We start from the raw sequence: 15,070 nt of genomic DNA on the forward strand, positions 1-15,070 counted from the left end.
AATTAAGGAGAAGTACTGTGGCACTGAATTCCCAACATAAACGCGTAAGTAAAAACCGCGTAAGCATTACCTACGACGTCGAAACAAATGGCGCAGTAGAAACTAAGGAACTCCCATTTGTTGTGGGTGTGATTGGTGACTACTCCGGTCATAAACAAGACAAAGAAGATATTGAAGATCGCACGTTTTACAACGTAGACAAAGATAACTTCGACACGGTAATGAAGCGTGTTGGCCCTGAGCTATCGCTCAAGGTTGACAATGTTCTCGCTGACGACGACAGCCAATTTGAAGCTAGTCTAAAATTCGATTCGATGAAGGACTTCGAGCCTGAAGCCATCATCGATCAAGTAGAACCACTTAAAAAATTAGTTGAAACACGCAATCAGCTAAAAGTGCTTCTATCAAAAGCAGACCGTTCTCGTGACCTAGAAAAACTACTCAAAGAAGTCCTACAAAGTGCAGATACCATTAACGCTTTGTCTGATGAGCTTGGGATTAAGAACGAAGGAGCTGAGTAATGAGTGCAGAAACCGAAAATCAAGCGCAACCCGAAGCAGCAGAGGGTGCACTGAGTTTCCTTGACCGTGCCATTGAAGCAACAACTCAAACCCCTGCTGACACTACAAAAGAGTTGTTTTCCGTATTAGCTGAGCAAGCTTTGTCAGGAACGGTGACTTGGGACAAAAACTTAACTAAAACAATTGAAAATGCCATTTCAGAGATCGACAAAAAACTTTCTAGTCAGCTCTCTGAAGTCATGCAGCAAAAAGACTTCCAAAAATTGGAAGGTTCTTGGCGTGGTATTCAAAAGTTGGTTAAAGAAAGTGAGCTTGGCCGTGACCTTAAGATTAAAATGGTCGACTTCACGCAAGATGAGTTGCTAGAACAATTTGAAGATGCTCCAGCAATCGATCGCAGCCCATTATTCAACGCGGTATACCAAGGTGAATACGGTACTGCAGGTGGTGAACCATACGGTACTTTCATTGGTGACTACGAGTTTAGTGCTAAAGATGAAGACGTTGCCCTACTTCGTTACATGGGTGAAGTTGCTGCCGCTTGTCACGCGCCATTTGTGGCAGCTGCAAATGCTGAAATGTTCGAGTTCAATGACTTCACGACCTTTGATGAAGGTAAACCAGTAGCGGCAGGCTTTGATTCTCCAGCTTACGCTGCATGGAACTCTTTCCGTGAAAGTGACGATGCACGCTATGTCACACTGACTCTACCAAGAACACTAGCTCGCCTACCATACGGTGCAAAAGGTTTGGGTACGGAAGTCTTCGACTACGAAGAACTTGGTACTGATATGGATGGTAATCCTAAGCCGACCAGCAATGATCAATTAGTATGGTCAAACGCAGCTTACGATCTAGGCCTGAAAATGACTCAAGCCTATACCGCTTCTGGTTGGTGTACATCCATTCGAGGTTTAGACAATGGTGGTAAGGTTGAGAATCTACCTAACCTAACATACAAGTCTGAAGCAGGTGATTTACTTCAACAGTGTCCAACTGAAGTTAACCTAACCGACGAGCGTGAAAAAGAGCTAAGCGATCTTGGTTTCCTACCTCTAGTTCACTACAAAAACTCTAACTACGGTGTATTTATCGGCGGTCAAACGACGCAAAAACCGAAAACATACACAGACCCAGACGCTACAGCAAATGCTGCCATTTCTGCTCGTCTGCCATACATCATGGCAAGTAGCCGTATTGCGCACTACTTGAAAGTTATGGGCCGTGACAAGTTAGGTTCAAACCTTGAAGCTCCAGATATCCAAAGAGAACTACAACTTTGGATCGACCAATACACCAATGCTGGCGCGATTGGCAATGAGCAACGTGCGAAAACTCCTCTATGTGAGTCTCGTATTGAAGTAGTAGAACAACCAGGTCGCCCTGGTTCTTACTCTGCTGTTGCACACCTAAGACCTTGGCTACAACTGGAAGAACTGACTACGTCTGTTCGAATGGTTGCTAAGATCCCAGGTTAATGAGATTGGCCGGAGCAATCCGGCCTTTAATTTGTATGAAGTTAAATACAGATTGGCAAACCGCATTCAACCAACTAGACAGTAAAGACAACGCCTTTTTGAAAGAAGCGTTATCTTTATTTTCTGAATTGGACTCGAGCGCGCTTAAAAATAAGCAACGATTGATCACGAGTATCGCACAATTGATTGCGGCTCTAGATAAACAGCTTTCAAGTCAACTTGATGAAGTACTACACCACCAAGATTTTCAATTACTCGAAAGAAATTGGCGTAGCCTTAAAAACTTGTCTGCGCTACCAATAAACTACAACCGCACTAAGCTCAAAATGTTGGACATGTCTTGGGCAGAGCTTTCGACAGACCTAAACCAAGCTTACAGCACTAAATCGAGCGACCTGTTTAACAAAATTGGTAACCGAGAACTCAATACTCTCGGTGGCCAACCTTTTGGCTGTATCGCGTTTACTCACTCGATAAGCATGGATATTGATTTCGACTCTGAGTACGACGATCTGTTCACTCTAGAGCTGCTTTCCAAGCTGGGTGAAGCTACGTTATGCCCAATGCTACTCTCTCCAGCGATAAACTTCTTTGCTAACTCCGGTGCAGATTGGCTTTCAGATATCGGACGTATTGAAAAAATACTTGCTGGCCCAGATTATCAGGCATGGCGTGATCTGCGGGATAAGGCAAGCTCTCGGTTCCTTGGTTTGGTCATGCCTCAAGTTCAGCTCAGAGCGCCCTATTCAAATAGAAAGTCAGGATTTGTGTATAACGAGGAAGGTCAAGGGCTATGGGGAAATGCTGTTTTCCCTTTTGTATCTACAATCATGCGTGAACACCATAGAGTTAACTGGTTCGGTTTCTTGAAGTCACGTTGGAATGATAAGTACCAAGGTGCATTAGTGAATACACCACCCACGCACCGCACTACCCCTAGTTACTCTGAACCTATTGTCGATGTGGCTTTGTTTGGACAAATTTCTACATTTTATGCTCAAAGTGGGTTTATCCCATTAACTCGAAGTCCTTTAACCAACAAGTACTACTTTAACGGCAATAATTCTGCCTGGCAGCACGGTTCAGGGGACAATGAGAAAGTACTCACTCAAATTCAAACAAGTTTGATGTCTTGCCGTATTGCCCACTATTTAAAGGTCCAAGTCCGAGAAATGATTGGTAGTTTCAGCACAGCGGCTGAATGTGAGTTGTTTCTGACCCAATGGATAGAAAAATTCTCTAGTAACGTGTCATTTGCGAACGAAGAAACTCTCGCTCGTTACCCGCTGAGCTTCGCCAAGGTCAGCGTGCATGAGTCAACACACCAGCCGGGAAGTTACTCTTGTACGTTACGTATCGTTCCACAATATCAATACGATCATTTTAGCGGCGAAGTGGTGCTTACAACCGAAGTTGATGAGGTGGCGTAATGAGCTTTTGGAATACTTTTTTGTCTCCGAACACGGTTAAAGACAATCACATAGACGACATTAAATATCATCTGACCAAGCTGTTTGAAGCAGAAGCATCTTTGGTCGAGATCGACAACCGTTTAGGCGAAGTAAATCGCTCCAACTTTAGGTTTGGGATCGAAGATATTCAGTTATTGAGCGCTAGCCTCGACCAAACTCAACTAGCCAGACGCATCGAATCTTGGATTCAAAACTTTGAGCCGCGCTTGAGTAATGTATCGGTCGAGTTAATCGAGCGAAAAGAAGGCGAAAACGCCCTTTCATTCAATATCATCGCGAAAACAAAAACAGAATATGGGGACCAAGAGCTCGTATTCGATTCGAAGATTGCACTCAATGATTTAAGCACTTCATTGGATGAGGATAGTTATGACTGATCCCCTATTACGTTATTTTGAACAAGAGCTAGCATTTGTACGCCGCTCACTTGGGCAATTCGGCTCAGACTATCCTACTCACGCGGAAAGCCTGAACATTCACCAAGGAAAAGTTGAAGACCCAAGCATGGCACGCTTGCTCGATGGTGTGGCTCTGCTCAACGCAAATCTAGAGAAACAGCTTTCCGATCAACTACCTGAAGTGGTTGAAGGGCTTTTAGATGTGTTGTACCCATCGTACGTACAAACCGTCCCAAGCGTGGCCTACCTTCACCTCAATGACAACGAACCTATTACTGAAGCAGTTTCCTTACCAAAAGGGAGTCAGTTTGTCGGTTTAGCCAAAGGTGAAGAATGTATTTTCACAACGGTTGATAAAATAGAAGTATCACCATTTAGCATTGTTGATATTCAGGCTCTAAGCGCTCCTTTTAGCTTCAATAGACCGCAGAATGCGGCACGCACTTCTGCGGTGATTCAAATCTCTTTGTCGACGGGTGATCCTGAAGTGTTTTTTAGTCAGCTAGACATTGGTGACTTCGACTTTTTTGTTCAGGGTTTTGAAAACAGTGCTGATTCATTGGTCGAGCTACTTTTGAGTAATGTTTCAGCGATATCTCTATCCGATTCAACGTGTGAGAGTCATAGAGCTATTGAGAGCAACAACCTTAAAAATCGAATCAGTGATTTGGAGTTCAAGTTTTTACCCCAACACGGTAATCAGTTTTCAGGGTATCAATTACTTAACGAATACTTCTTCTTCAAAGAAAAACGGCAGTTCTTCCGCTTAAAACGATTTGGAGACTTTGCTAAACAGTTTTCCGAGTCTGAAATTATCGTCAATTTGTTTATGGATTCATTGCCATCTGAGTTCATTCGACTGTTCGATAAAGGAGTATTCAAACTTAATGTAGTGCCCGCTGTTAACTTGTTTGAACAGACTGGCGAACCCATTAACTATGACAATCGTAAACTGAGCGCTCCAATCAATGCTGACGCCCACAGTGATTCGACCATCAATGTCGTTGAAGTTAAAGAAGTCTATGAAATTACATCACAAGGTGAAAAAAAACTAACACCCTTGTTCAGAGACAAGTACGGTCAAGGCTCTTCAACTGATTATTGGCAATGCAAACGTGACCATGGCGATACACTGCAACTCTCCGTTAGCTTGTCTGATCCCAATAACATCGATTTTAACAAGTTATATGGAACTCGGTTACTGTGTACCAATGGTAAACAAGCCTGTGCAGCCGAAGGTGAATTTGAATGTATTGAAAGCATAGACTTACCTGCGGCTTTTTCGGCTATCTATCCGCCCTCTGCTCCTATTGAGCGTGAAAGAGATCAACACATGCACTGGCAGTTTGTCGGGCTATTAAACTGTAACTTTTCGTCCCTATTACAATCTCCAGAACCAGAAAATGAACTAAAGCAAATGTTGGCACTGTGCAGCCGAAGCCAAGTATCGTCATCGGAAATTCAGATGATTCGTTCTGTCAACTTTCGTTCTCAAGTCTCTGCGATTCGAATTATGGGTAAAAACGTATTTTCCCCAGGTACCGAGATAGAAATTACGCTTGATGCGAAAGGCGCTTACCACGTGTTTAGTGACGTATTGAATCGTTTCTTCCAACAATTTTGTAGCTTTGACCGCTATGTTCGCTTAAGTGTTCGAGTATACGGGCGCGATGGCATCGCCAAGCAGTACCCGAAGGTTCACGGGAGTCAGCTATGTCTTTAAATCTTGAAGTGTTTATAAACCTAGATGAGCTTGTAAATCTAGATAAGTTTGTACACCAATGCCCTAGCGTCCAATTAGAGGAGAGTCATTAATGAGCTTCATTCATGATATGTCTTCTCAGCCAGAGAAATACGATTTCGTTCAGGCGATGCGTTTGTTGAACTCGCTAGTGAAAGCGAACCCTCGTCATGTAAAAGTTGAGCTTAAAGCAGAGGTAATGCCTACCGGTGCACCCAATGAGATTCAGTACTTTTCGTTTAAAAACAGTAAAGCCAAGATCCGCCTAGCGAAACAAGCTCTTTCTGGCGTCAAAGGAGTGATTCCAAACTACATTTATGAAGAGTTACTCATCGCCCTTCACAAAGAAGATCATGCGCTGAAAGATTTCCTAGATGTGTTTAATCAACGTCATTTCGAGTTGGTGAATAAAGCCGACAGCCAACGTTGGTTACTGCTAGAAAATGAACTTTCCCCAGAAAAAACTCGCTTATTGAACCAGCTATCGGCGTTAAAAAGTAGCCATGGTCGATACTTTCAATACTCCATGTTGCTTGGCCACAAAACACGCCATATCGGCACATTAAAACAGATGCTGAACGACTATTTTCCTTACCGGATTGATGTTGAGTGTAATCCAAGTGAAAAACGTCAGTTACCGACCGATTCGCTAACTCGCCTTGGGAACAACGAAAAGTACAACTGCCGTATTGGGCAAGGTTTTTTGCTTGGCAAACACTGTGAGGCTCAATTCAATCATATTTCGATTTACATCGTACCAAGCAGCCGTACTCAGTTCACGCAAGCCCAGCAAGATGAACAACTCGGTCGGGAGGTACTCCAGCTTGCCGAACATTTTATTCGAGATAACACCCCTATCTCGATTTATCTAAGTGTGAAACGAACTTACCTAAACCAACCTGTACTGTCATCAGACTCGAAACAGGCAGCAAGGCTTGGTGAAGTAGATTGTCTTTCTCCAGAAAGAAAACCAAATGAAATCGTTAGAATCCTGATCAACTAACATCAACAAAAGAATGCTTAAAACCGTTCGATACAACCAGTATTAGCTACGCTGTTCTGCTTACTGAGATACAAGGAAATTTAGTATGACTCAAGTAACCCTCACCAACCTCGTTGGTAAGCTCGCTCCCGAGCTAAAACAAGCCTTAGAAGTCTCTGCCGGTGCAGCCATGAACCAAGGTGTGCCTGCGATTGAAGTTGAGCATTGGCTGCTACAGCTCATCTCTCAAAGTGATGCAAAGCTGCAAGCTCTGTTCGACTCGCAGAAGATAACGCAAGACACGGTCGTAAACGAGCTAACGACCAAGATATCGCGTCTACCAAAAGGAAGTGAAGGTCAACCAACACTCAGCCACTCTCTCACAGAGCTAGTTAAAGATGCTTGGATGATCGCTTCGGTAAACTATGGGCACGGCGAAATTGTCAGCTTGCACCTTGTTCAAGCTCTTATTCAACAAAACGTCATGGGCGTTAATACGTTACAGCTTGATAGCTTAAAGCCGGTATCTTTGGAATCACTGCAAGGTTTAATCTCGAAGACGCCAATCGCTCGCGCCAAATCTTCTTCCTCTCAAGCTGGCGGATCTGTTGATACCACACCATCGGGTAATGATGCTCTAAGCAAGTACACGATCAATCTTACTCAGCAGGCATTAGACGGAAAGATAGACCCTATTTCCGGTCGTAATGCAGAAGTACGCAAGGCTATCGATATCTTGTGCCGTAAGCGTCAAAACAACCCTATCATGGTCGGTGAACCGGGCGTTGGTAAAACCGCAGTGGTTGAAGGTTTAGCACTTCGAATCGCTGCTAATGAAGTCCCAGGTGCGTTGCAAGGCGTGCAAATTCACTCTTTGGATTTAGGCTTACTGCAAGCCGGTGCCAGTGTTAAAGGCGAATTCGAGAATCGCCTTAAAGACGTCATCAATGAAGTGAAAAACTCTGAAGAACCTATCATTGTATTCATTGATGAGGCACACACTCTCATCGGTGCGGGCGGCGCAGCTGGTCAAAATGACGCGGCTAACCTACTTAAACCTGCACTAGCGCGTGGTGAGTTCAAAACCATTGCAGCGACTACGTGGGCTGAGTACAAAAAATACTTCGAAAAAGATCCTGCACTAACACGCCGCTTCCAAGTCGTCACAATTGAAGAACCAAACGCAGAAGATGCGATGCAGATGTTGCGTGGTATTGCTGCTTCTCTTCAAAATCATCATGGCGCTTTCATTGCCGAATCTGCTATCGAAGCAGCCGTTAACCTCTCTATTCGCTATCTGCCAAGCCGACAGCTACCTGATAAAGCCATCAGCCTTCTCGATACAGCCAGTGCGCGTATCGCCCTGACTCAAGGTGCGAAACCAGAAGTAATAGAGACGTTAGAGCAAAAGATCCGCTATCAAGAGAATGAAAAAGTGGCGTTAGAAAAAGAAGAGGCACTTTTCTCTAATAGCGCAGAAGAGATTGAAGAGCTCACAGAGGAAATTAAAGCAAATAAACTCCGACTCGAGCAGTACCAGACTCAATGGGAACAAGAAGTTGAGTTGGTCGATCAAATTAAGGTCGTCCAAGAAGAAATCACTCAGCAACAAGAGCAAGATGCGGTTGAAGAAGCGAAACAAACACAGCTTACTGATCTAAGAAATAAGCTTTCTGCTCTGCAAGGCGAGGACCCACTGGTACATGCAATGGTAGACGACAATACCATTGCTCAAATCATCGCTAACTGGACAGGCATTCCAGTTGGAAACATGATGAGCGACGAAATCGCGAAGCTACTCACCCTTGAGGAAGAGTTGGATAAACGAGTCATTGGACAGAATGTTGCCAAGCAAGAGCTCGCGAAAGCAATTCGAATCTCGCGCGCGGGTTTGACCGACAGCCGTAAGCCTATCGGTGTCTTCTTAATGTGTGGTCCAAGTGGTGTTGGTAAAACTGAGACAGCAATGGCGCTTGCTGAGCAGCTTTACGGAGGAAGCAATGACCTTACTATCATCAACATGACTGAGTTCAAAGAGGAACATAAGATCTCGATGTTATTGGGCTCTCCTGCTGGTTATGTTGGTTTTGGTGAAGGTGGTGTGCTTACTGAAGCCATTAGACGCAATCCATACTCAGTACTTCTACTAGATGAGATGGAAAAAGCGCACCCTGGTGTGCATGACTTGTTCTACCAAATCTTTGATAAAGGGCATATCAAAGACAGTGAAGGCAGAACTGTCGATTTCAAAAATACCATCATCATCATGACGTCAAACGCCGCCGACCAAGCTATCTGTGATGCCTGTGCCGACTCGGATGAGCGTATGGAGAACGAAGAACTTCTCGAAGCTATTCGTCCAGACTTACAGCATTACTTCAAGCCCGCTTTCTTAGGCCGTACAACTATAGTTCCTTACTACCCACTTAATGATGAAGAGCTGTCTAAAATCACAGAGATTTCTCTCAACAGAATTAAGAAAAAACTTGCCGAACAATATCAAGCAACCTTTACGTGGGATGAGGGCTTCGTTCAATTTGTCGTGGGCAGAAACACCGACCCAACCACTGGCGGCCGTGCTGTAGAGCAAATCATTAATCGCTCACTGATGCCAAAACTTGCCGAAGAGTGTATTGGTCGATTAAGCCGACAAGAGCCAATCACACAAGTACGCGTAACAGCAGAAGATTCTGCACTTGGCTTTGCTTTAGAAATTGAATAGGTAATAAGAAAATGAGCAAGATGGACCTTGTTAACAACGACAAACGCAAATTTAGCTTCAGCTTAAGAGCAAAGCTATCGTTTGCCATTTTGTCTGTCTTGCTCTTTTCAATAAGTCTAAATACGGTACTCAATTACCTTAACTTTGAGAAGCGTATCGTTCAAACATCAGATTCAATCTACGACATTGTATTGGAGGAAACTGAAAACGATATCAATCAAGCTATTAGCCTTGGTTTACCTTTATCTGCGATCAGTAACATTCAAGCGTTGCTTGATAGGCGTATAAGTCTGGCACCTGGCATAACGTCAATTTCCGTTGAAGCCGCAAATGGCGCTGTACTATTTCAAGCTACGACACAAGAAAGCGAGTCCGACCGGGAACTCACCTCTACGATTACCAACACTTTTGGGGTTGTTGAAGGAAGACTAAAACTCCACTACTCAATTGATCAATTAGAAAAACAGACCGCTTTCATATTGAACATGCAGCTGTTTTACGCGTTGTTTTCGGTATTGGTAGCGTCTATTTGCGGATTTATTTTTCTTAAAGTGTTACTAGCGGGTATATCGAATCGCGTTAAAAAAGCCGACTCGATTCTAGCAAGCAGTGAAAACGTCACAGTAGAAACGCTGCAAGATGCTCACCGAGCATTATCGTTCAGTCAAAGTAAAAGCAAATGGAATCAAAAAAGAGAGAAACACTTCCCTTTGTTTGTGATTGTCCTGGCGATAGTACTGACTATCTCAGCCAATGTGACATCGTCGTACTTATCTCTTAACAAATTTTCGCAGCTTTACGAACTTAAACTTGAACAGAAATCGAATTTAATTGGAGACGCGCTGACAACAATGGTCGATAGACTTTTGTCTCAGGGAGTACCCATTGATCGCCTTCAAGGCCTAGAAGAAGAATTCGCATTCTACACCGAGGGACATGAAGAAATCACCGCAATTGCCTTGAGCAACGAGGATGCACATCTGTATCACTACCCAGAAACGACTGGTGATCTTTCCAATGCTAGTCATATCGAAGTTGGTAGCCGTAGTCAGATCCACTTAAATATATCGACCGACGAAAACATACTGTTGAAGATGCTGAAAGAAAGCCTGATGGATATGCTCACGGTGTTGGTTGCATCATGTTTGGTGGTAAGTGAAATCATTCTCTTCATGTGTAACTTCATGATCATTTCGCCGTGGCATCAAGTCAAAAAAGTCTTTATGACTATCAACAGAGACATTGTTAGCCATGTGGCTAAAGTGACCTCACGGGACGAAATTGGTCAATTACTAGAGCGGGCTAACTCGGCAATAGTAAAGCTTAACCCAGAACAAGAAACAAAGTTAATCGAGTCACAAGATTATCGATTCATTCGATTGCCGCTCTTCATGCTAGTTTTCGCCGAGGCGGCTTCTCTGGCGTTTTTTCCAAACTATGTGTCCTCACTTGAAAACTCTTATGGATGGATTCCTGAAAACTTAGTGACGAGCTTACCTATTTCTCTGTTTATGTTGTGCTGGGCACTCTCCCTGCCCTTTGCCGGATACTGGTCAGATAAAGTCGGCCGACGACACTCATTAATGGTCGGAGGCATCATCACCGGCTTGGGATTGTTTGGTACGGCAATCACTCAATCTCTAGAGATCCTACTCGTCACACGTGCCATTACCGCCGTTGGCTACGGTATCGTATTTATTTCTGCTCAAGGCTATGTTTCAGATACCACCAATGACAATAGTCGTACCAAAGGCATGGCAACCTTCTTATCTTCATTCTTTTCTGGTTCATTGTGTGGTGCTGCAATTGGTGGGATTTTAGCGGATAAACTAGGTTACTCCGCAACGTTTATATTTGCTGGCCTGCTGGCATTTGCAAGTGTTGCACTAGTATCTGTTTTCTTTGAGCGGACCAATGTAAATAACAACAGCCAACCCGTGAAGCTGTCCGATTTCAGTATACTGCTAAGCAACAAATACTTCGCGTTGATCACTATATGCAGTGCAATCCCCGCCAAAATCGTACTGACAGGTTTCCTCTATTACATATGCCCGGTTTACTTGCAGTTCTTAGGGGAAAGCAGTGCAGCCTCCGGTCGGGTCATGATGGCTTATGGTCTGGCAATCATTATTATCTCTCCTATCAGTGCCATTCTGGTTGATAAGTTTAATAACAAGATCGCGTTCATCTTTATCGGCGGCCTGATCTCAGCCCTTGCGTTGCTTAATATCTATTTTGTCCAAGGAACGTTGGGAATACTGATGATCGTAATCTTTATTGGTATTGCACATGGTGTATGTGTCTCACCACAAATACCCTTGGTCATTGAGCTTTTATCTAGTCAGGGAATCAACCGTGGCAAAGTCATCGGTATATTCCGCCTGACGGAGCGCATTGGCAATATTGCAGGACCGATGCTCGCAGGTTTAGCTTTGAGCGTTTTCGGATACAACTTCACAATCATGCTATTCGGTGGTGCACTGTTAGCAAGCTCCCTCGCTCTGCTGCTGTTTTTCTTTACCTTTACTCGTTTAGACCAAAAAAGTTTAGAGGTGTCATCATGAAAAAGTGGCTAACTTTTATTGTTATCACCTTTGCGTGTAATTTCATGGTTCAAGCCAGTGAAGAAAAGCACGTGGTCATGTTGTTATGGCGCGGTATTACAGAAGCAGAAAAAGGCTATATGAGCTATTTGTCTGAACGAAACTCTGTAAAGTTTACTGTTCTGGATGCAAATAGAGATAAAGCGACGTTGGCTGCACATATCTCTTCGCTTGAAGAGCATCAGGCGGATGTCATATATACGTTTGGAACAACGATTACTCGTACTCTACTTGGAACGGTAGACAATCCTTCTCCCTTTAGCCTAACCAGTTCTACGCCTGTCGTATTCAGTATTGTTACCGATCCTGTAGGGTCACGAATCACAGACAGTTTAAATAGCGACCATCGTAATTTTACTGGGGTGAGTCATATTGTTCCGCACAATGTTCAATTAAAAGCAATCAGCCAATTACCTAACGTAGATATTCTAGGCATCATTTACAATCCCCTCGAAAATAATGCGGTAATAACTGCAAACAATATTGCTGCGCTCGGCAGGAAGTTCAATATTCAAGTAAATTTGTACCCACTTGATATTGTCGATGAAAAGCCATCTGCTGGGTCGGTTGATATTATCAGTAGCAAAATGGCAGAGGATGGCGTTGATGTTGCTTATCTGCCACCGGACTCCTATATCATTGCTCAAGGTGGGGTTATCGTAGATTCTATCCATAATCAGGGAATACCAACCTTTTCTGCAACCGAGTCACCAATACGAAATTATGATGCACTGTTCGGTATAGTCAGCCGATATTACAATGTAGGACAATTTGCTGCATATAAAACTGAACAAATTTTGAATGAATCGATGAATATTAGTGATATTCCGATTGAAGCATTAAGCCAGTATTCGTATATTGTAAATATTAACGCAGCCAAACAGTTAGATTATTATCCACCCGTTTCTATTTTGAAGATTTCCGAAATTATAGGGAAGCAACAATGATGTTAGGACAGACCATAAATAAAAGACATCATGCTGTATTATTGCCTTTCCTCATACTATGGTCTGCTCACTCTTTCGCACAAAGCTCTGGCCTCTCAAGTCACGTAGGTCCAGCTCGGCTACAGCTCACCACACAAAATTGGGCGCCTTACCAAGAGTATACCGGCGGCCAAATGCACGGTATCGCGTTAGACAAAGTAAAATGTGCGTTAGGAAAAATGGGGCAACCATACCAAATCACGATGACCAGTTGGTCTGATGCTCAGCTTCGTGTCCATAGTGGCTCTCAGCACGGTTTTTTTGTGGCAACACAAACTACCGAGCGTGACGAATACGCAACGCTTTCCGATCCAATCGCTCAACAAAAACTCAGTTGGTATTTTGGCCCTGGCGTTGAGCCGAAGATTGATGAGTTGTCAAAGGTAAACCTTAAGTTTTCTGCCAAATTTGGGTCCAATAAATGGTTTTGGCTAAAACGTAATGGTTTTAACGTAGTCAAACAGCCTCGTGATGCTAAAGTATTACTAAGGCTTTTAAAACAAAGGGAAATTGATATTGCCTTAGAAGATGAGCTTGTGTTCAAAACTGAACTTCAGCAAGCCCTGCTTCCAGCAGATTTCTTTCGTTCTGAATTGCTCGATACAAAAGAGATGGGCGTTTACTTTTCTAAACGTTTTCTCAACCAATACTCAGGCTTCCTAGAAAGCTTTAATGCCGCTGTAGCACAGTGCAAAGGATAAAGATAATGCGAGGGATAAGTTAGTGGCAATCAGTGTTCATTTGATTTCTGTACCCGCTGAAGAGGTTGTTACCTCTCGTGTCGTATATCTACCGGAAAACGGTGGAGAATTTGGGCGCTCGCCATCCTGTGATATCGCCCTGCCCGATCAATCAAAACGCATTTCACGTGTACATGGTAAAATCGTTTTAAAAAACAACGCCTACTTTGTCAAAGATACCAGCAACAATGGCGTCCTGCTCAATGACAAACCGCTTGCTAAGGAAAGAGAATATCCGCTCAACGATGGTGACGTGCTCAAAATCGAAAGCTACACCATGTTAGTCAGTACATTAACCAGTACAACCAACGTTACTGAAACCAGCACAGCAACCGATGATGACCCATTCTCTGAAGGTTTCTCGCTAGATCTTAATGATGAGATGGATTTCTTAGAAGACAGTAAACCGATAGAAGTCGATAAAGAACCCGCTCAGTTTTCTAAACAGAACGTGCTTAGCGACGACCCTTTCTCTGCAGATCCGTTTGAAGACCTAGATCAAGATAAAGTCGTACCTAATATCGAGATAGACGAAGTTGAAAGTATTGATACGAATGGTAATTCCAGCAAAGAGCTAGAGTATTTACCTGTACATACTGAGCAGAACAATAGTCACATTGAAGCTTCCATCGATAAGCTTATCCACCTAACTGAAAAGAATCAGCGTTTCTTGCAGAACCCTCAGCTACAGCATGAAGCACTATTCAATGCGCTTGAGCAAACTGTGGAACAGTTTCTAAACGAGTTCGCTCCAACAAATCTAGAGAGTCAGTTTAGTGAATATGTCTCGTCAGGCATGTTTACCAGTAAAGATAAGAAATATTGGCGCATCTACCGTAAGCACTTTCAGCATCGACGCGATAACGGAGATTTCCGTCGTCAGTTTAAAGCGTTGTTTATGGAAAACATGCAGAAGCAAGGAGAAGAGCAATAATGGCTAAATGGTTTGTTGCTGTCGCGTTGTTTCTTGCAGGGTGTTCTTCAGACCCTGTGCCAGTAGTGACCAAGCATACCTTTAGTATCAAAGCCGATGCGACATTGAATACGTATCAGGGTAACCAAGCAAACCCCGTTATCGTTCGATTGTACCAACTGACAGACAAGCAAATGTTTTCTCAGTTAGCCTTTATCGATCTATATAACCAAGACATACAGTTGCTTGCCGCGAACTTAGTATCAAAACAAATTTTGCCAGCGGTGTTACCCAACTCTAATCAAACCATCGAAATTGATGTGAATAAGAATACCCAATACCTAGCTGTATTGGTCGAGTTTGCGGACTATCAAAACAGTGAAGCAAAGTCTGTAACCATGTTACCAACCGACGAAGATCAGTATGTAGAACTCTACTTGTCGGGAATTAAAGCTCAGCTCAACATCATCACGCCCGACTCTAGTTGGTGGCAGGTATTTTAATAAGAATAAAC

At 43.4% G+C, this 15,070-nt stretch carries 12 protein-coding genes; all 12 read left to right on the forward strand.

The window, feature by feature from the left end; genetic code table 11:
• Positions 1-17: 17 nt before the first annotated feature.
• The 12 genes from tssB (at position 18) to tssJ (ending at position 15,059) form a co-directional block, all read left to right on the forward strand.
• Positions 18-521 carry a type VI secretion system contractile sheath small subunit gene (gene tssB, locus J4N42_RS07495; RefSeq protein WP_252027217.1) on the forward strand — a complete coding sequence of 168 codons (504 nt, stop codon included), beginning with the start codon at positions 18-20 and terminating at the stop codon, positions 519-521.
• Positions 521-1,999, forward strand: coding sequence for a type VI secretion system contractile sheath large subunit (gene tssC / locus J4N42_RS07500; RefSeq protein ID WP_252027218.1), 1,479 nt, complete (start codon positions 521-523; stop codon positions 1,997-1,999). Before tssB ends, tssC begins: the two co-directional genes overlap by 1 nt.
• Positions 2,000-2,034: 35 nt before the next feature.
• A complete protein-coding gene (locus tag J4N42_RS07505; RefSeq protein ID WP_252027219.1) occupies positions 2,035-3,429 on the forward strand; it encodes a type VI secretion system contractile sheath domain-containing protein in 1,395 nt (464 codons plus the stop codon).
• Positions 3,429-3,848, forward strand: coding sequence for a type VI secretion system baseplate subunit TssE (tssE, locus tag J4N42_RS07510; RefSeq protein WP_252027220.1), 420 nt, complete (start codon positions 3,429-3,431; stop codon positions 3,846-3,848). The genes J4N42_RS07505 and tssE overlap by 1 nt, the downstream gene beginning before the upstream one ends.
• Positions 3,841-5,592 carry a type VI secretion system baseplate subunit TssF gene (tssF, locus tag J4N42_RS07515; RefSeq protein WP_252027221.1) on the forward strand — a complete coding sequence of 584 codons (1,752 nt, stop codon included), beginning with the start codon at positions 3,841-3,843 and terminating at the stop codon, positions 5,590-5,592. Before tssE ends, tssF begins: the two co-directional genes overlap by 8 nt.
• A gap of 91 nt (positions 5,593-5,683) precedes the next feature.
• Positions 5,684-6,613, forward strand: coding sequence for a type VI secretion system baseplate subunit TssG (locus J4N42_RS07520; RefSeq protein WP_252027222.1), 930 nt, complete (start codon positions 5,684-5,686; stop codon positions 6,611-6,613).
• Positions 6,614-6,698: 85 nt separating this feature from the next.
• On the forward strand, positions 6,699-9,314 hold the full coding sequence (gene tssH, locus J4N42_RS07525) for a type VI secretion system ATPase TssH (protein WP_252027223.1): 2,616 nt from the start codon (positions 6,699-6,701) through the stop codon (positions 9,312-9,314).
• 20 nt (positions 9,315-9,334) lie between these two features.
• Complete coding sequence (locus J4N42_RS07530) at positions 9,335-11,878, forward strand: MFS transporter (protein ID WP_252030803.1); 2,544 nt, start codon at positions 9,335-9,337, stop codon at positions 11,876-11,878.
• Positions 11,875-12,864 (forward strand): ABC transporter substrate binding protein, encoded by a 990-nt coding sequence (locus J4N42_RS07535; protein ID WP_252027224.1) that lies wholly within the window; start codon positions 11,875-11,877, stop codon positions 12,862-12,864. Before J4N42_RS07530 ends, J4N42_RS07535 begins: the two co-directional genes overlap by 4 nt.
• Positions 12,864-13,604, forward strand: coding sequence for a transporter substrate-binding domain-containing protein (locus tag J4N42_RS07540; RefSeq protein ID WP_390903514.1), 741 nt, complete (start codon positions 12,864-12,866; stop codon positions 13,602-13,604). The genes J4N42_RS07535 and J4N42_RS07540 overlap by 1 nt, the downstream gene beginning before the upstream one ends.
• Positions 13,605-13,626: 22 nt before the next feature.
• Complete coding sequence (locus tag J4N42_RS07545) at positions 13,627-14,577, forward strand: type VI secretion system-associated FHA domain protein (RefSeq protein ID WP_252027226.1); 951 nt, start codon at positions 13,627-13,629, stop codon at positions 14,575-14,577.
• Positions 14,577-15,059, forward strand: a complete 483-nt coding sequence (gene tssJ, locus J4N42_RS07550) for a type VI secretion system lipoprotein TssJ (RefSeq protein WP_252027227.1) — start codon at positions 14,577-14,579, stop codon at positions 15,057-15,059. The genes J4N42_RS07545 and tssJ overlap by 1 nt, the downstream gene beginning before the upstream one ends.
• The last annotated feature ends 11 nt before the right edge of the window (positions 15,060-15,070 follow it).

The sequence above is a fragment of the Vibrio sp. SCSIO 43135 genome (genome assembly GCF_023716665.1).
Classification (GTDB): domain Bacteria; phylum Pseudomonadota; class Gammaproteobacteria; order Enterobacterales; family Vibrionaceae; genus Vibrio; species Vibrio paucivorans.